This window comes from Salinicoccus siamensis (assembly GCF_042429615.1).
In the GTDB taxonomy this organism is placed as follows: Bacteria; Bacillota; Bacilli; order Staphylococcales; family Salinicoccaceae; genus Salinicoccus; species Salinicoccus siamensis.
Genome location: NZ_JBHMAH010000015.1, coordinates 1 through 17601, shown reverse-complemented (window position 1 = coordinate 17601; position 17601 = coordinate 1). Strand labels below are relative to the sequence as shown.

Annotated in this window: 17 protein-coding genes; 7 read left to right on the top strand and 10 right to left on the bottom strand. The window is 43.5% G+C overall.

All coding sequences use genetic code 11. From position 1 onward, the window contains the following. Window positions 1-71 precede the first annotated feature (71 nt). Window positions 72-1133, bottom strand: coding sequence for a tartrate dehydrogenase (locus tag ACFFLE_RS06505; RefSeq protein WP_380570327.1), 1062 nt, complete (start codon window positions 1131-1133; stop codon window positions 72-74). A 269-nt stretch (window positions 1134-1402) separates the two neighbouring features. On the opposite strand from ACFFLE_RS06505, the gene ACFFLE_RS06500 reads away from it, so the two are divergent. Next, a complete protein-coding gene (locus ACFFLE_RS06500; protein ID WP_380570326.1) occupies window positions 1403-2851 on the top strand; it encodes a carbon starvation CstA family protein in 1449 nt (482 codons plus the stop codon). Between the two features lie 17 nt (window positions 2852-2868). Further along, window positions 2869-3933, top strand: coding sequence for a branched-chain amino acid aminotransferase (locus tag ACFFLE_RS06495; RefSeq protein ID WP_380570325.1), 1065 nt, complete (start codon window positions 2869-2871; stop codon window positions 3931-3933). Window positions 3934-3960: 27 nt separating this feature from the next. On the opposite strand, the gene ACFFLE_RS06490 is transcribed toward ACFFLE_RS06495, so the two are convergent. The 5 genes from ACFFLE_RS06490 to ACFFLE_RS06470 form a co-directional block, all read right to left on the bottom strand. Then, window positions 3961-4707 carry a 2-keto-4-pentenoate hydratase gene (locus ACFFLE_RS06490; RefSeq protein WP_380570324.1) on the bottom strand — a complete coding sequence of 249 codons (747 nt, stop codon included), beginning with the start codon at window positions 4705-4707 and terminating at the stop codon, window positions 3961-3963. Between the two features lie 158 nt (window positions 4708-4865). Further along, window positions 4866-5201: a cupin domain-containing protein gene (locus ACFFLE_RS06485; protein WP_380570322.1), complete on the bottom strand. Its 336-nt coding sequence runs from the start codon at window positions 5199-5201 to the stop codon at window positions 4866-4868. Window positions 5202-5211: 10 nt separating this feature from the next. Continuing rightward, window positions 5212-6495 (bottom strand): TRAP transporter large permease, encoded by a 1284-nt coding sequence (locus ACFFLE_RS06480; protein ID WP_380570321.1) that lies wholly within the window; start codon window positions 6493-6495, stop codon window positions 5212-5214. Continuing rightward, window positions 6492-6953 carry a TRAP transporter small permease gene (locus tag ACFFLE_RS06475; RefSeq protein WP_380570320.1) on the bottom strand — a complete coding sequence of 154 codons (462 nt, stop codon included), beginning with the start codon at window positions 6951-6953 and terminating at the stop codon, window positions 6492-6494. The genes ACFFLE_RS06480 and ACFFLE_RS06475 overlap by 4 nt, the downstream gene beginning before the upstream one ends. A gap of 48 nt (window positions 6954-7001) precedes the next feature. Continuing rightward, window positions 7002-8030, bottom strand: coding sequence for a DctP family TRAP transporter solute-binding subunit (locus tag ACFFLE_RS06470; protein ID WP_380570319.1), 1029 nt, complete (start codon window positions 8028-8030; stop codon window positions 7002-7004). Window positions 8031-8250: 220 nt separating this feature from the next. Between ACFFLE_RS06470 and ACFFLE_RS06465 the strand changes: the two genes are divergently transcribed. From ACFFLE_RS06465 to ACFFLE_RS06455, 3 genes are read left to right on the top strand one after another with little or no spacing between them, the layout of a single operon-like run. Continuing rightward, a complete protein-coding gene (locus tag ACFFLE_RS06465) occupies window positions 8251-9405 on the top strand; it encodes an aminotransferase class I/II-fold pyridoxal phosphate-dependent enzyme (protein WP_380570318.1) in 1155 nt (384 codons plus the stop codon). 48 nt (window positions 9406-9453) lie between these two features. After that, window positions 9454-10119 (top strand): GntR family transcriptional regulator, encoded by a 666-nt coding sequence (locus tag ACFFLE_RS06460; protein ID WP_380570317.1) that lies wholly within the window; start codon window positions 9454-9456, stop codon window positions 10117-10119. 25 nt (window positions 10120-10144) lie between these two features. Then, the gene (locus ACFFLE_RS06455; protein WP_380570316.1) at window positions 10145-11740 is read left to right on the top strand and encodes a M20/M25/M40 family metallo-hydrolase; all 1596 of its coding nucleotides are present in this window, start codon (window positions 10145-10147) and stop codon (window positions 11738-11740) included. A 62-nt stretch (window positions 11741-11802) separates the two neighbouring features. Here the strand turns inward: ACFFLE_RS06455 and ACFFLE_RS06450 are convergent, their stop codons facing one another. Then, the gene (locus ACFFLE_RS06450) at window positions 11803-12708 is read right to left on the bottom strand and encodes an AEC family transporter (protein WP_380570315.1); all 906 of its coding nucleotides are present in this window, start codon (window positions 12706-12708) and stop codon (window positions 11803-11805) included. 225 nt (window positions 12709-12933) lie between these two features. On the opposite strand from ACFFLE_RS06450, the gene ACFFLE_RS06445 reads away from it, so the two are divergent. Continuing rightward, window positions 12934-13266 carry an RDD family protein gene (locus tag ACFFLE_RS06445; protein ID WP_380570314.1) on the top strand — a complete coding sequence of 111 codons (333 nt, stop codon included), beginning with the start codon at window positions 12934-12936 and terminating at the stop codon, window positions 13264-13266. A gap of 370 nt (window positions 13267-13636) precedes the next feature. Here ACFFLE_RS06445 and ACFFLE_RS06440 read toward each other — a convergent pair whose 3' ends face one another. Then, window positions 13637-14677: a YeiH family protein gene (locus ACFFLE_RS06440; RefSeq protein ID WP_380570313.1), complete on the bottom strand. Its 1041-nt coding sequence runs from the start codon at window positions 14675-14677 to the stop codon at window positions 13637-13639. Window positions 14678-14795: 118 nt separating this feature from the next. Here ACFFLE_RS06440 and ACFFLE_RS06435 point away from each other — a divergent pair, with 118 nt between their 5' ends. Beyond that, window positions 14796-15713 carry a LysR substrate-binding domain-containing protein gene (locus tag ACFFLE_RS06435; protein ID WP_380570312.1) on the top strand — a complete coding sequence of 306 codons (918 nt, stop codon included), beginning with the start codon at window positions 14796-14798 and terminating at the stop codon, window positions 15711-15713. A 369-nt stretch (window positions 15714-16082) separates the two neighbouring features. On the opposite strand, the gene ACFFLE_RS06430 is transcribed toward ACFFLE_RS06435, so the two are convergent. Both ACFFLE_RS06430 and ACFFLE_RS06425 read right to left on the bottom strand, forming a co-directional pair. After that, complete coding sequence (locus tag ACFFLE_RS06430) at window positions 16083-17240, bottom strand: iron-containing alcohol dehydrogenase (RefSeq protein ID WP_380570311.1); 1158 nt, start codon at window positions 17238-17240, stop codon at window positions 16083-16085. 238 nt (window positions 17241-17478) lie between these two features. Then, window positions 17479-17601 (bottom strand): integrase core domain-containing protein (locus tag ACFFLE_RS06425; protein ID WP_380570442.1); only part of this gene is annotated, 123 nt, incomplete at its 5' end.

Below are 17601 nucleotides of genomic sequence, written 5' to 3'. Positions count from 1 at the left end.
TGAATAGTATCATAATTATAAAAGTTGTTCAATTTGAATTAAAAAAGATGGCCGGTAAACCAGCCATCTTTCTACATCTTTCTTTTCAGCCTCTTGATCACTTCACCTGCCACTTCATCAGTTGACGCACCGCCACCTACGTCTGGTGTAAGAATTCCATCCGCTGTCACACTTTCCATAGTGTTCAGCAGCATAGAACCCATCTCTTCTTCGCCATGGTGATCCAACAACATTTTAACCGTCCAAATCTGACCTATGGGATTGGCAATGCCCCGCCCGGCGATATCCGGTGCTGATCCATGGACTGGTTCGAACATTGATGGAGATTTATCATTTAAATTCAGATTTGCGGATGGCGCAATGCCGATACTCCCCATTATTGCTGCACCGATATCGGTAAGGATATCCCCGAACAAATTACTGGCTACTATAGTGTCGTAGCGCTGCGGGTGGGTCACGAGAGAAGCGGCGAGTGCATCGATATGCTGTTGGGAAGTTCTAATACCTTCATACTGTGCTGACGTTTCGCTGAACACTTCATCCCAAAAAGGCATGGCATGAAATATGCCGTTCGACTTCGTCGCACTCGTTACATGATGGCTCCTCCCTGCAGAAAGCTTGAATGCATATTCCATAGCCTGCTTTGTCGCCCTTTTTGAAAAGACGTTGTTCTGGATCGCAATCTCATCGTCTCCCCGGTACATGCGCCCGCCTACAGAACTATATTCCCCCTCGCTATTCTCACGTACGACGACCAGATCGAAATCCTCCGGCGCAGACAGAGGCGAATCGATGCCCCTAAACACCTTCGCCGGTCTGACATTGATTGCCAGTTCGAATTCCTGCCGGATTTTCAGAAGCAGCCCCCATAAAGAGATATGGTCCGGCACTTTGGAAGCATCGCCCACCGCACCAAGTAGTATACTGTCCGATTCAGCCAGGTGCTCCATCCCATCATCTGCCATCATTTTCCCGTGCTTAAGATAATAGTCGCATCCATAATCGAAATGCTCGTATTCAAAATCCAGTCCACCGTGAATTTCCCCTATTACATCCAGTATATCCAAGGCATGGGGCATCACTTCACTACCGATGCCATCCCCTGGAATGACAGTCAATTTTATCTTTTTCATAATTTCCCCCTTAAATTACATTTCTTCATGAACCAGTTCACAAGATATTGTTTAAAATGGAATGTACCCTCTTCAGCCTACATGAAAAAATGAAAAGATACATCATGGAAAAAACTTTTAAAACCAGAATTTCCTTATACGACTCCTATATAATTTGAATTTAATTTTAATATCCAAAAAGAAATCTAAATTATCTGAAAAGATGTTGCTATTCCTTTTGGAAACTGATAAGATATAAACAATTTTCCAATAAAGGGAGGCATTCGATTATGTGGACACTTACTTTTTCAGTTCTTCTTCTAATTCTCGGCTATATGGTGTATGGAAAGATTATTGAGAAGATATTTGTGATCGACGATACTAATGACACACCTGCTTATAAAAGCGCCGACGGTGTCGACTATATTCCAATGCATCCCATCAAGGGATGGCTCGTCCAACTCCTCAACATAGCGGGGCTTGGCCCCGTATTCGGAGCAGTCGCCGGCGCATTGTATGGGCCCGTTGCATTAATCTGGATCGTCGTAGGCTGTATATTCGCCGGCGCGGTCCATGATTATTTTTCAGGTATGCTCAGCATCCGCCACAACGGCTCACAATTCCCTGCACTTGTAGAGCGGTATCTCGGCAAAGGCGTTAAAGTCTTCATCTATGTCGTCTCATTGGCACTGATGATCCTCGTGGCAGCCGCATTTACAGCAGGACCAGCAGAATTGATTTCACTCAAGACCGGAGGAGCCATCCCATTCTTTGTGGCGTTGGTGGTCATTTTCGCTTATTTCCTTACAGCCACCGTCCTGCCGATAAATAAAATAATAGGCAGGATTTACCCGATTTTTGGTGCCATCCTGATCATCATGGCAGCTGCAGTATTTGGCGGATTATTGTTTTCCGGAGCACAAGTACCCAATTTGACATTAGAGACAGCCCATCCGGAATCGCTGCCTGTCTGGCCACTTCTGATGGTCACGATATCCTGCGGCGCCATCTCAGGATTTCATTCGACCCAGAGCCCCATCATTGCGCGCACAGTCAGAAAGGAATCTGAAGGACGTAAAGTCTTTTTTGGTGCGATGATTGCCGAAGGCATCATTGCACTCATCTGGGCTACGGCCGGCATGACTTTCTTCGGCGGAACTAATGGACTCGGCGCTGCACTGGCCAATGGCGGACCTGCTGGCGTCATCGACTCGATTTCAATCGGCTACCTCGGTACGTCAGGTGCCATCCTTGCATTCCTTGGCGCAGTCATCCTGCCGATCACAACTGGCGATACTGCACTTCGCTCTTCCCGCATGATGCTCACCGAAGCGATTGGACAATTTGTGAAATTTGAAGGGAAGATGAAGTTGTTCCTGATGACCGCCCTGGTCGCTGTTCCTGCATTCCTACTCGCTACAATTGACTATTCCTTCTTGTGGAGGTATCTTGGTTTTACGAACCAGACTGTCGCAGCCACGATGCTATGGGTGGCCACAGCCTACTTGATCAAGGAAGGGAAGTTCCATTTCATTGCGGGTATTCCTGCATTGTTCATGACAGGTGTGGTGGGCACTTATTTCTTCTACGCCCCGGGAACACTCGGCATGAATTATGAAGTATCACTTCTCCTTGGATTGATACCAGTGCTTGCTACTGGAGGACTCTATGTAAGGGCGCTCTACAGAGGTAAATCAAGAGATACGACGCAAACTGAAAAATCACTAACCGCTCAATAATTAAGGGAGGAATTATAATGACACAGACATTGCAGATTGAACGGGCCAACCACCTCAAGGACAAACCAGATGTATCGACGATAAAATTCGGTACAGTATTTACGGATTACATGTTTACGAACAAATATACCCCTGAATATGGCTGGTCTGAACCTTCCATACTCCCTTATCAAAATCTGCAGCTCTCACCGAGCTGTCAGGCACTACATTATGGGCAATCGGTATTTGAAGGTTTGAAGGCATACAAGAACGGAGATGACGTACTGCTCTTTCGCCCAGATGAGAACTTCAGTCGGATGAATAAATCCCTCTCCCGTCTGTCTATGCCGGAAATCAATGAAGAAAATGCACTCAATGCCCTTTATGAATTGATCAAGCTCGAGCGCGACTGGGTACCCGGTGGCCCCGGCCAATCGCTCTATATTCGTCCATTTGTCTTCGCGGACGAACCATTTCTTGGCGTCCGGCCATCGGAAACGTACCAGTTCAATATCATCCTCTCCCCTGTGGCCAGCTACTACGGCGCCCAACTCAGTCCGACCAGCATCTATGTGGAAGATGATTTCGTACGTGCTGTACGCGGCGGTGTCGGTTTTGCGAAAGCAAGCGGAAACTATGCGGGAAGTCTGTTAGCTCAAAAGAAAGCCAACGAACTTGGTTATGAACAAGTGCTGTGGCTCGATGGTGTCGAGCAGAAATATGTCGAAGAGGTCGGCAGCATGAATATCTTTTTCATCCGTGACGGCGAACTGATCACTCCAAAACTCAATGGCTCCATCCTCCCTGGCATCACCCGGAAATCCATCATCCAACTGGCGGAATATAAAGGATACACAGTCAAAGAGGAAGCCATCCACATCGATACGCTCGCTGAAGATTTGGAGAGCGGTAGAATCACGGAAGTATTCGGCGCAGGTACGGCCGTCGTTGTTTCCCCGGTCGGCAAGCTGAACATCCATGGCGTCGACTATATCATTAACGACAATCAGGTTGGGCCAGCAGCTCAGGAATTGTACAATGATTTGACAGATATCCAGTACGGACGGATTGAAGATCCTTTTGGCTGGGTTGTAAAATTGTAGATGCCTTTATTTTGATTGCATCATCCATTACACAGTAACTTCAAAAGCTATTTTTCCTATCTTTTCATACTCCACTTCGTAACTTCCTGGCTCAAGAGGAACCGGAAGATTGAAAGTTCCAGAAGAGACAAACATGCCCGGCACAAGCTTCTTCCCTCTACCGGCAAGAGACTCCGCCAGCCACTTTACTGATTTCGCCGGATGGTCGAACACTTCAGTCGAACGTCCCTCCTTCAGGGCCTCCCCATCACGACGCAGTACACCTTTGATATCATCAAGGTCACCGTAGCCATAGCGGGCTGGTTCTCCGTATATCACTGCACCGTTCACCGCGCCGTCCGCAATGATTTCAGTCAAGCTGGTGTTCGGGAACCAATCCTTATAACGCCCATCCGGCACCTCTGCACCAGGGGCCACCCGGCATTTCTCCATTATCTCTTCGGCGGAGTCCGTCGACAGAATTTCTTCATCAATCAGAAACACCAGTTCCATCTCGAGCAGTGGTATATTATAATCCTTCAAACTGATCCCCCTCCGGACGGTTACATCAGTCATTGCTCCGTAGAGCGGCGTCTTACTGCCGAACAGACTACGGGTCTCCTGACTCGTCAGGCTGATTTTATATCCCATGAGGATTTCCCCGTTCTCCTCCTTCATCTTCAACACTTCATCCTGGATACTGTAAGCTTCCTCCTCTGATTCAATTTCAAGCGTTCCAAGCTCCAATGGTTCATTCGTCGCGTAAGCCGTATAAAGCTGTTCCACAATCGTCATGGACACCCTCCTATTATTTTTTGTAATATTCCAAATCAATTTTATATAAAACTTTCCGATGCAGTAACTCCCATTTCATGAAGCACATCCAGAGTATTTAAAAACGGCAGGCTGCATGATATCACTACGCCTGCCGTTCATCTATTCGATTTCAATCTCTAAAAGACAACGGCCAGAAAAATCAGCGGCTCTTTCCCTATATTGACTATGCCATGGGACTCTCCTTTTACAATCAGGCAAAGGTCTCCAGGCCATGCCTTCCTCACTGATTGATCTGAATCCATGAATTCTGCCTCTCCGGATAAAATATAGTAGCCTTCCGAGTCGTCAATATGCTCATGATACCCGATGTTTGCACCAATCTCTACTGTAACTTTTGCGAAAAGGTCCAAGCCATCGACTGTGCCAGGCTGCAATGTCTTTTCAATAATTACACTGCCTGTCCCACCATGAAGGTTGTCAAAATGTGTGGTTTCACTTGGTTTTAAAATCATTTAATCTCTCCTATTTGAACAGTCCTGGAAGGAATGTTGATAACGGTGGGAAGAATATTATGATCAGAACCATAATACCGACAATCGCCAATACATGAAGAATATATGGCAATGTCTCTTCTATACCCATCCGCCTATCTGTAATGCTGCACCCAGCGATTAACGACAAACCAACGGGCGGAGTGATGTTTGCCAGAGCGAAATTCATGATCAGCACCATACCGAAATGGATTGGATCGATTCCGTATTGTGTCGCTATCGGCATGAATATTGGACTCAAAAGCACAATCAGGGATGTCACTTCTGTCAGAGTACCAAGTATCAACAAAATTATCGAAACAATAATCAGGAACATCCATGGGGATGTAGCATAATCCAGAAAGAAATTCGAGATCATGATCGGTATCTGATTGGCTGTCAATACATACGTAAATGCATTGGCTGCTGAGATTATGATAAGAATGGTTGCAGAAGTAACTGCAGAAGACACCATTATTTCCTTATATGTCCTGAAGTTAAGTTCCCTGTATACAAGTGCGAGGATAAAACCATACGCAACGGCAATGACAGCTGCCTCAGTAGCTGTTGCAAAACCACTGAAAATACTACCAAGGATAAATATTGGAGTCAGCAGAGGGAAAAATGCACGCCATGCTATTACCCAGAACTCTTTCCCCTTAGGAGTTTCTGCAGGAATTTCTCCATATCCTTTTTTCTTCGCAATCACCGCCACATATATTGATAGAGCAACTGTCAGTATGATGCCTGGAATGAGACCGGCAATAAACAAATCACCGATTGAAATATTGGCTGTAATACCAAGTATCACCATTGTAATGCTTGGCGGTATGATGAGCCCCAATACTCCTGCTGGTCCAATTATGCTGGCGATAAATGAATTGCTGTATTTCTCTTCCTGCAAGCGGGGTACAAGCACTGACCCGACAGCATATGTTGTTGCCACAGTCGACCCAGAAACTGCCCCAAACAAAGCGGTGGTGACCACTGTCGTTATCGCTGTACCTCCAGTAAAACGCCCGACCACAGCACTGGAAAGTGCCATGAGTCTTTTCGTCAAACCGCCCTTGCCCATTATATTTCCAGCTAAAATGAAGAGAGGCAACGCCAAGTATGAGAAGCTGTCCACTCCAGCAAACATGCGTTGGATGACTATTTCGAGTGAAACCCCATTCAACATCAGCATGGCAATAGACACTAACCCTATGACATAAGCAATTGGCATACCTACAAAGAGAAGGGCAAAAAAGATGAGTAGTATGAGAATAATCATCATGATGTCATGCCCTCCTCTTCTTCAGTAGGTGAACTAGTCAAGTTTATTACTATGAAGTAGAGAGAGAATAATCCACTGACCGGAATAGCCAAGTACGAGATTCCGACTGGAAGCTGCAAAGTCGATGATGTCTGTGACATCGCGCTCATGGATAATTTAAATCCATAAAACGTCAGTACTGCATAAAATACTATTATTAAAGCGTTGACCAGAATATAAAAAATCTTGCGATACTTGGTCTTGAATTTATTGACAAAATAATTTACTGCCAGATGCATCTTTTCATAGATGGCCAGGCTGCTGCCAAGAAAAGTCAACCATACAATGAATAGCCTGGATAATTCTTCGGTGCCCGGTAGGGAATAGTCGAAGAATCTGGTGACGACCTGCAATAACACGATGAACGTCAGTAATGTGATGGTTATAATGCACATCCATGTCAACAGCTTTACTAGCATTTTCGTAAATCCCATTTTTATTTACGCCCCTTTAAAGATTGATGGATTTTACTTTTCCCATCCAGATGCTTCTCTATATACATCCATCAGCTCTTTGCCAAATACCTCTTCTTCCCATTTATCATAAACTGGAAGCATAGCTTCCCGGAAAGCTTCAGTATTCACATCATCATTGATCTGCATGCCGTTTTCTTCCAATTCTTTCAGATACTCTTTCTCCATGCTATCGTTCATTTCAGTGACTTCTTCGGATATCTTAGACGTTTCTTCCTTTATAAGCTTCTGATCTTCTTCTGAAATCTGGTCCCAAGTGTCCGTTTCGACCATCATCATCACTGTATTGTAGAAGTGGCCCGTCAATGACAGATAATCCTGGACTTCATAAAATTTAGCTGCATTTATAACAGACAATGGATTTTCCTGTGCATCAAGCGCCCCCTGCTGAAGCGCACCATAGACTTCGCTGAATGCCATAACTGTAGGCAGAGCACCCACCTCTTCAAAAGCATCAACTCTAAGTGCTGTTTCCGCAACGCGGATATTGACGCCTTCTAGATCTTCTGGCTCGACAATCGGTTTCTCATTGTTCGTTATATGCCTTTTGCCCCATTCGAGATAACCGATTTGGGTGAGACCCTGCTCAGAAGCGATGTCCGCCAGTTTTTCACCGAACTCGCCTTTGTAGGCTTCGCGTGCATGTTCTACGTCTTTCCACATATATGGAAGGTCCTCGATTGCCATCTTCATATCCAGCGTCTGCATGGACCCGACCATAATTGCGCCAGCCTGCATCGACCCCACTTGAATCTGCTCTAACATTTCCGTTTCAGAGCCTAGCTGACTGTCCGGGTAGATGTCGAATACGACTCGACCATCGGTTTCTTCCTCTATAGTTTCTGCCATTTCATCAATTTTGTCTGCAGCAGGCGTCCCGGGCGACAAGGCATGACCTAACTGTAATGTCACAGACTCGTCACTACCTCCACTAGCTGATGACTCTTCTCCGCTTCCTCCACACGCTGTCAATATAAAAACCAAACTTAAAGTAGCCGCAATACCCGATAACTTTTTCATCATTCCATCCCCTTTATAATGATAACGTTTTCAATAAGTTGTATACTGTATACAAAAAGATTACAGCAGTTTAAAAAAGTTGTCAACGACTATTGCGAAAAGTGTGATAACTTAAGTGTGAGCGCTTTCTTATATAATTTATTTTTTCGATAAAAGTTGCTTTTACTAATATATGCCAATATAATCGAAATTGTATACTGTATACAATACAGGAGGTGGAAGAATGACTCGAGTGATAAACGATATTGCAAAAACCTTGGAAATACCTGGAATAAGAGTGTTTGCCAACAAAGTAAGCAGCTATAGTGACGGCATAAACCTGACAATAGGACAACCAGATTTTCCTACTCCAGAAAACATCAGGTCAGCAGCCATTGAAGCAATAAGGAAAGGTAAGACTGGTTATTCACATAACGCAGGTTTGATGAAACTCAGGGAGAGCATCTCAAGCTTTTTCTTTGATACTTACGGCTTCCACTACGATTCTGCTGAAGAGATTGTGGTGACCAACGGTGCAAGTGAAGCCATCGATTCAGTTCTTCGTACCATCATCCGTAAAGGAGATGAAATCATCCTCCCCTCGCCTTCCTACTCAGGATACGAACCGCTCATCCGCCTAAATGGAGGTGTACCCGTCTATATCGACGTTTCAGACTCGAATTTTAAAGTCACTCCTGAAAAACTGATCGAAGTGATTACAGATAAGACTAAAGCCATTATTTTCAACTATCCTTCGAACCCAACCGGAATGTCATTATCACAGCAGGAAACCGCAGCATTAGTCGACATAATAATGAATGAGGATTTTTTCATCATTTCAGATGAGATATACAGTGAGAATACGTTCAGCGGCGAACACACATCATTTGGTTCATTTCGGGAAATCCGGGACAGGCTATTTTTGATACACGGATTATCAAAATCGCATGCCATGACAGGATGGCGCCTCGGTTACGTGCTCGGCCCTGCAGACCTGATCCAATATGTTCTTCGTGTCCACCTCAACAATTCGATCTGTGCATCCCTGCCAAGTCAATATGCTGCTATAGAAGCTTTAGACCATACGCGATCTTTCCCACAAGATATGAATGAAACCTATAAGGCGCGCAGAGATTTTATACATGACAGGCTCTCAACGATGGGCCTCAAATGCAATGTCCCCACTGGCGCCTTCTATATCTTCCCTAATGTTTCACACACAGGACTGGATGATCTGGAGTTTGCAACTAGACTTCTCGAAGAAGAGCATGTTGCTGTAGTCCCCGGCTCCACCTTCTCGGATGAGGGAGCCGGATTCATCAGAATTTCCTACGCTAATTCCATGGCCAACCTGGAAGAAGGAATGGATCGCATGCAACGCTTCATGGCGACACTTTGAAGAATCGTCATCCAGCAGTAGCACTTTAGAGATGAAAGGATGCTTGATATGAAAAAAATTCCCAAAAGTTCCCGCCTTTCAGACCAGGCTTTTGAAATATTGAAGGAATCCATACTTACTGGTGAATTAAGAGCCGGGGATCCCTTGCCAGAAGAAAAATATTCAAAACAACTCGGCATCAGCCGTACACCTTTCCGCGATACTTTGATGCGCCTTGCTTCAGAGGGGTTGATTATACAGAGGACGGGGGCGCCTGCTGTCGTTGCCGATTTTACTAAAGAGATGTCCCTTGAATATATGGAATTACGCAATCTCTTGGAAGTTTATAATATTGAAAAGACGGTAATGAAAATTGATTCTGGTATGATCCGTAATCTGAAAGAAAATTTGGAATTACAGAAGCAGGCAATAGAAAACAATAGATACGCTGAGTTCATGAGACTTGATAAAGAATTCCACCTCTCGCTCGTGTCAGTCAACACCAACACGGAAATAAGAAATCTCCTTCAAAAAATCAATGATGACCTTAGCAGATCTTTTCTTATCCTTTCCAAGACCGTGCCGGAAAGTGCAGAAGAGGCTCATAAGGAACACATAGAGATATTGAAGGCCATCGAGCTACAGGATATTGTACTAGCAAAAAATAAGATGCTTATTCACTTAAGTAATGTAGAAAAAAGATTTTTAAACTATTACAACGAAAATGAAAATTAGAACACCCATATTTAGGAGGAAGATTATGCTTTGGCAATCACCTGAACAATTAGAAGCGCTCCTGTGTCGCCTAGTCTCCTGGGAGAGTCGCTCAGGCACACAAGGGGAAATACAGTTCCCCTTCAATTTAAGGGAGGAATTATCCCGTCTCGAATATTACACGGCGAACCCTGATTTTATTACCTTGCATGATGCCGGAAAGGGCCGTAATGCCCTGAGTGCCTTGTATAAGAATCCGAATGCCCAAAAAACAATTGTCCTGATCAGCCATTTCGACACTGTCCATACAAAGGAATTCGGTTCCAACAGCCAACTTGCATTTGAACCGAAAAAACTCATCGAACATTTTAAAGAAAGGATCGACGACTTTCCTGAAGAAGTACAGAAGGATATCGAATCCGATGAATACCTATTTGGACGAGGCGCCATGGATATGAAAGCAGGTCTCGCACTGCATATCCATCTGATTGAAAAGGCAATAGAAGAAGACTGGCCAATCAACCTTCTGCTCGTGACCGTGCCTGATGAAGAGGTGGATTCTGCAGGCATGCGTGCTGCAGTCGAAAAGTTGGATGGCATCCGTATTGAAAATGATCTTGATTTTTCACTGTTCTTAAATAGTGAGCCTAGCTTCACCCAATATCCCGATGATCCCAATTATTATTTCTATTCCGGTTCCATCGGCAAAATAATGCCCTCTGCCCTTTTCTATGGCGTCGAAACGCATGTCGGCGAACCGCTGAGGGGCTTGAATGCACACTATATGGCCGCCTTCATGAGTCAGAAGATGGAATTCAGCGACGCATTTTCTGAAGAGGAGTATGGTGAAAAGACGCCTCTTCCCATCACACTTAAATATTATGACTTGAAAGAAGACTACTCTGCCCAAACATCGAATCATGTAGCGACTCTCTATAATGTATTCACCATGAAACAGAATGCTGCCGATATATTCAATATGTACCATAACCTTGTGGAAGAGACCATGGATGAATGCCAAAAGCACTATGAAAGCTTATGCAACAGAGAGGGTGTCCGTCCTGTTGGCACCATCAGGACCTTGTCGTATAAAGCACTTCATGATTATATGACCGATAAATATGGATCAGAGAAAGTTGAGTCGATCATCTCTGAATATGTGGGCCGCAGTGATCTTGATGACCGTGAAAAATCCCTGCATATTGCCAACAGGATGGTCACCTACTGCAAAGAACTCGCGCCACTCGCCGTGACACTCTTTGCGCCGCCTTTCTACCCACCAGTCAATGCGTCTGAAGAACCACTGGTCAGAAGTCTCGCGTCACTGGCAAATAATTTTTTGATGGAAAATCATGATATCGAACCGAGGGAAATCCACTATTTCAACGGTATATCAGACTTAAGTTATGTAACATATGATAATTACGATGACAGTTGGGAATCATACAAATCCAACACACCTGTATGGGGAAGGACCTACAGCATTCCATTCGAAGAAATGCAGAAACTGCAGACCCCCTTCATCAATATAGGACCGTTCGGCAAAGACCCGCACAAGCTGACTGAACGGCTACACAGGAAAAATGCCTTTGAAATCACTCCAAAATTGCTTGAAAAAGTGATGGAACATTGTATGCGCTAGATGAATTCAATAAGGGGAGGACAATCAGCAAAAACTCTGATTGTCCTCCCCTTATTCTTATTTTATATGCCAATCAGATATAGACATATCGGTATCGTAATAAGACTGATCAACGTAGTGACCAATGTAGAAAAGGAGACAAGATTGGGCTTTACATTGAATTGAACCGCAAGCATCGTCGAATTGGCGGCCACTGGCATCGCGTTGAGTATAATGAATACCATCTTCATCGTATCATCGACAGGCATGAACAGGACCAGTACAGCTGCCACTAAAGGTGCAATAATCATCCTGACAATCGTTACCGCCGTGATATTCTTCATTTTGAATTTTTCTTTAGTAATCTGGGCCAGCTGCATACCCAGTATGAGCATCACTACGGGAATCGCGGCATCCCCTGTCATTTCTGACATTTCCATGAGTTTATCACCAACTGTCACGTCAAACACCTGAAGCAGAATGCCAGCCAGGGCACCATAGATGACCGGAATCTTAAATACGTTCACGATCGCTTCCCGTACAGTTATCAAAGCCCCGGTCCCGAAGGAAGCGATGAATATCCCAATTGTGCTGATCAGGAAACCATGCAGCACCATCAGCACTATGGCATAGTCGAATGCCGTTGCGCTAATTGCGAACAATACAACAGGCGAACCATAGTTCCCACTATTTGGAAAAAGAGTGCCCAGCAGCATTGCCGCCATCTCTTCCCTGTCAGCTTTCAGGAAGTAGCCGATTACAATCGTCACACCGCCTAGAATTGCTGTAATTATAAGGGTGAAGGTAAACAGGTGGAAATAGTCCATCGTGATGTCATTCGTGTAGAACGTGTTGAATGTCAGTATCGGCAGTAATATGTAGAGTGATAAGGCAGACACAGATTTTATATCCATCTTCAATATCTTTTGGGCAATATACCCTGCTCCAAATATCAAAAAGACCGGCAGTACAATCATCAGCAGTTGCATTTCCATATCTTCCTTTCTTTTCAGGTCAAGCCACTATGGGAACTTTTCGTGGTTGGAATCTTAAAAATCTATACATCGGTTCATATACACCATTAATATTTTATAGTATTCATAAGATTAAAAATATATTCATCTTTATATGTAGACTACCATAAAGGTCAAGGGGCAGATGGAATCTATCGATATATGTCATTTAATTAAGGGTTTTTCAAAGAAGAGGATTCTATGTCTTATGCGCCATTTAAAAAACGTATATATGCGTTCTTTTTAGATTATGTTGTTAGCGCTGTAGACGGAATATTTGTTGTGGGAACCATCTCGTTTGTATTCCGACCTTATATCGAGCCACTGTTTTCGAACTCGCCAGTAATAGCTGAACTTACAGGCTTTTTCATGATAACTTTACCAGTTTCACTCTACTTCATTTTGTGTGAATGTTCTAAATGGCAAGGGACATTAGGAAAGAGGAAAATGGGTATCCGCGTTGTTGAGGCTTTCGGCCACCGCATTAGTATTGGTCGTTCTGCTTTGCGAACATTTATTAAGTTTCTTCCTTGAGAGACTGCCCATTTTGGTGTATGGCGATTAATGCTCCCTTCCAGCACTTCTGAAAATCAAGATAAGAAAAGTGAACTATAAAACGAATAATGGCGTTTTTTATTAGCTGTCCCTTATTCGGATTATAGTTAACAAAGACCTCCCTTTCCTTTTAATTCGCCGATTGTAAAATTAAGCTAGACACCTAAAAAGGGTCACACGCGATACACTCAAAATGCTTTTCCGGCAAAAGGGCTCATTGAAATACTTAAGAACTAGAGTGCTAACTTAGATGCATACAGGCAGTCCTTCGCCATCTCAACGTAATTCTCAGGATGTTATCGCCACACCTGATATGAATTATATACCTGCAATCAGAGCCCTACTCTTTTTAAACGATAAAGTAGACGACTACAGATAATATGATCGAAGTGACCGTCATTGCAGCCAATGGTCTTAAGGCACGGTTACGTAAATCTCTCAAACTTACATTTAACCCAAGACCGACCATTGCAGCAGTCAGTAGCCATTCTGTTAAAACTGAGACGCTTTGCCTTGCAGCCTCAGGAAATGGAATGATTGGACCTAGAATATAACTGCCCAAAAGGCTGAAAAGGATAAAACCCACAAGGAACCAAGGAAATTCGACCTTTGCTTCAGATTCAACATTTCCCTTATTTTTCCTTTGAAAAATTGTAATCAAGATGAAGCACAGCGGAACAAGTAAGAAGACGCGTCCTAATTTACTAAGTAATGCAATCGCCAGTCCATCCTCCCCTGCAGGTGCTCCCGCCAAAGCAACATGTGCAACTTCATGCAGGCTTGTGCCCGACCAGACACCATACTGTATCGCATCGAGCGGAAGGATTGGACGCAATATCGTATAAGTTATTGCAAAGATGGTCCCCATCAATGCAATGATACCGACCCCTATGGCAGTATCCTCATCTTTTGCTTTTATGATTGGAGCAACCGCCGCAATTGCGGCAGCACCACATACGCCTGTGCCAACGCCAAGTAACAAAGAAATATTCTTATCCGCTTTAAATATTTTAGCAAGCCAAATCATTGCAAATATGGCAAAAATGATAACACCTGCATCAATTGCTAAAAGTCCCAATCCATCACTCAATACTGTATCAATACTCAGCTTCAACCCATATAAAATAATTGCCACTCTGAGTAACCGTTTGGAGGAAAATGCTATCCCTGATCGAATTGCCTCAGGGTATCCAAATATCTGACGATAGATGACAGCAATGATAATCGCACAGGCAAGCTGCCCCACTCTATCAAATCCTGGAACCAACGCCACTAAAAATCCAATCAATGCAATGAAGAATGTAAATCCAATCCCACCAAACCAAGCTGCTTGATTGGCAAACTGCTTTTCCTTGTCCCCAGAGTTTCGTTGCTTGTTTGGCAATCCCATCTAAAAACACCTCCTTTACTAACAATAAAGCATGGACAGGTATAATAAAAATAACTATCTATGATAATAATGATAAGTAATCTGTTATAGTAAAATGAACAGAAGAGAGGATGATAAGATGGATCAACAATTACGAGTTTTCATCACTGTCGCAGAGAAGAAGAACTTCTCCAGAGCTGCCGAAGAGCTGCATATGACACAGCCCGCGGTCAGCCAGTATATCCGAGCATTGGAAGAGGATTTTAATGTCCGATTACTGGAACGGTCAAATAAATATGTCCGTCTTAATAAAGCAGGAGAAATTGTTTATCATCACGCAAAGGAAATTGCAGGTCTGCACTCTCGCATGAATCTGTTGGTGGATGACCTTGTCAATAAAGCAAGTGGCCCTTTATCAATCGGTGCGAGCTATACATTTGGAGAGTACGTTCTTCCACATATCATTGCAAAAATGAAAGATATCTATCCTGAAGTCAAACCCGCCGTTGTCATCGGTAACACCGCAGAAATAGCCCACTCCGTTCTTCGTCATCAACTGGATGTCGGCATCGTGGAAGGACATTCCAATCAAGATGAGCATCTGAGTACAAAGGAGTTCGCCAAAGACACCATGATTCTAGTCGCTGCCTCCCATCATCCGCTTGTAAAACAAAAGACAGAAATTCAAATCAAAGATTTGGAAAATGAGACGTGGATTTTACGTGAAAAAGGATCGGGTACAAGAGAGGCTGCAGAAAAATTGTTTCATCAGCTTGATATATCACCGAAGGAAATTATGAATTTCGGCAGTACTCAAGCCATTAAAGAGATGATTGAGGCAGGTTCAGGGGTTAGCTTATTATCTGAGTGGGCTGTACAAAAAGAACTGCGTAATGGGGATTTAAAAACCGTCGATATAAAAGGGCTGCCTTTAGCCAGAAATTTTTTCATTTTGACAAATTCCCCGTTCCAAACAAAAGCATTAAAAGTATTTGTCGATATGTTGCATAAAGAGAAGGAGTTGACTGAATTCAGTAAAGCAGACCGGCTGGGGTAATCCGATTTTACTCCCCTAAAAATTAAAGCTAATATATAAATATGTACTATTGTTGAAACAGTATGATCTGCCCATCACTTTGCCGATCCAGAGACACCGTCTCAATGGGGATTGAATGCGCATTGCAATGGGTTGTTAAGAAAAGGGGACCTGCTTAAAGATATGGCTTTCAATACCGTCGACCAAGAATTTGTCACATCCGTCACTGTAGGAAGAAACCACATGCCGATAAGGTAATTGGAATACCATACACCACTGGAAATGTTATTCAGTTGCATAGAGGATAAGGAATTGTCCAGCTTTTTTTGGCAAACGAAATTCTGTAAAACGAAAAAACCCCCTTTGACCTTGCCAAAGGGGGTTGGCTTATTACATTGCATTTTTAATAATTTGTTCAACTTCTTTTTGTGTTGGTCTACGGGGGTTTGTTGATGCAGTTGCATCTTTCATAGCATTTTCAGCCAATGTCGGGATATCTTCTTCTTTCGCACCCAACTCTTTAAATCCTGAAGGTATATCAAGATCTTGTCCAAGACGCTCAATTGTATTAATAGCAATTTCAGCTGCATCATAATCACTCAATCCCTCAACATTCTCTCCGAGGAATGAAGCTATATCTGCATATCGCCCAATATTTGAAATAAGATTAAATCGACAAACATGTGGTAGTAGAATAGCATTACATACCCCATGCGGGAAGTTATAAAAACCTCCAAATTGGTGTGCAATTGCATGTACATATCCTAAACCAGCATTGTTAAATGCCATCCCCGCAAGGCTCTGAGCATAAGCCATTTTCTCACGTGCTTCCTTATCTTGGCCATTTGCAACCGCACGAGGTAAATATTTTGGAACAATACGCATCGCTTGAATAGCGAGTGCATCTGTTATTGGAGTTGCATTAATAGAAACATACGCTTCAATTGCATGAGTTAATGCATCGAGACCTGTCGCTGCGGTCAACTCAGCAGGCATACCTTCCATTAATTCTGGATCATTAATGGAAAGGGTCGGTGTTACATGTTTATCAACAATTGCCATTTTAACTTTACGCTCTGTATCGGTAATAATAGTGAAATATGTGAATTCACTTCCAGTTCCTGCCGTTGTATTAATAGCAACTAATGGAACTATTGGCTCCTCGGAAACATCGACTCCTTCATAATCATGGATTTTTCCACCGTTTGATGCCACAAGTGCAATCGCTTTACCAGCATCGTGAGGACTACCGCCACCTAGGGTGACAATACCATCACAATTTTCTTCTCTAAAAACTTGCAAACCTTTTTCAACGTTTTTGTCTGTTGGGTTTGGTTCCGCCTTCGGATAAATAGCAACTTCCACCCCAGCTTCACGAACAATATCCGCAATTTCTTCAGACAAACCTAAATTATGCAATCCTTCATCTGTAACTAGTAGGGACTTTTTCACACCAAGATCTTTAAGACGCTTACCGACTTCATTTACACTTCCTGCACCAAATAGATTAAGAGAAGGTGCTTGAAAAGTAGTCTGCTTATTAACCATATGATATTTATCCTCCTTCTACATTACTCTGTACACTCTTTATTATAGACAATCTTTTTACAATACGCCAACTTTTAAAGTGGACCCCATTGTCAAGACACGGATTTTACGAAAATAAGGTGGGGCCTCAGTTCTGTTCCTTCCCCGCTTTTCCGAGATCAGGTTCTGTCAAGGCGTACTGCCCTTGATAGGTTCTGACATCGGAAAGATAATTGTTCAAGGAGGAGCGGGGGCGCATCTAATGAATATGAATGGTGCCTGGTGTCTGATAGTCCAATGACTGATGCAGGTGCTCGTGGTTGTAGAATGCCATATAGTCACGGATATGCTGCCGTGCCTCCCTTGGCGTCCCATAGTCCTT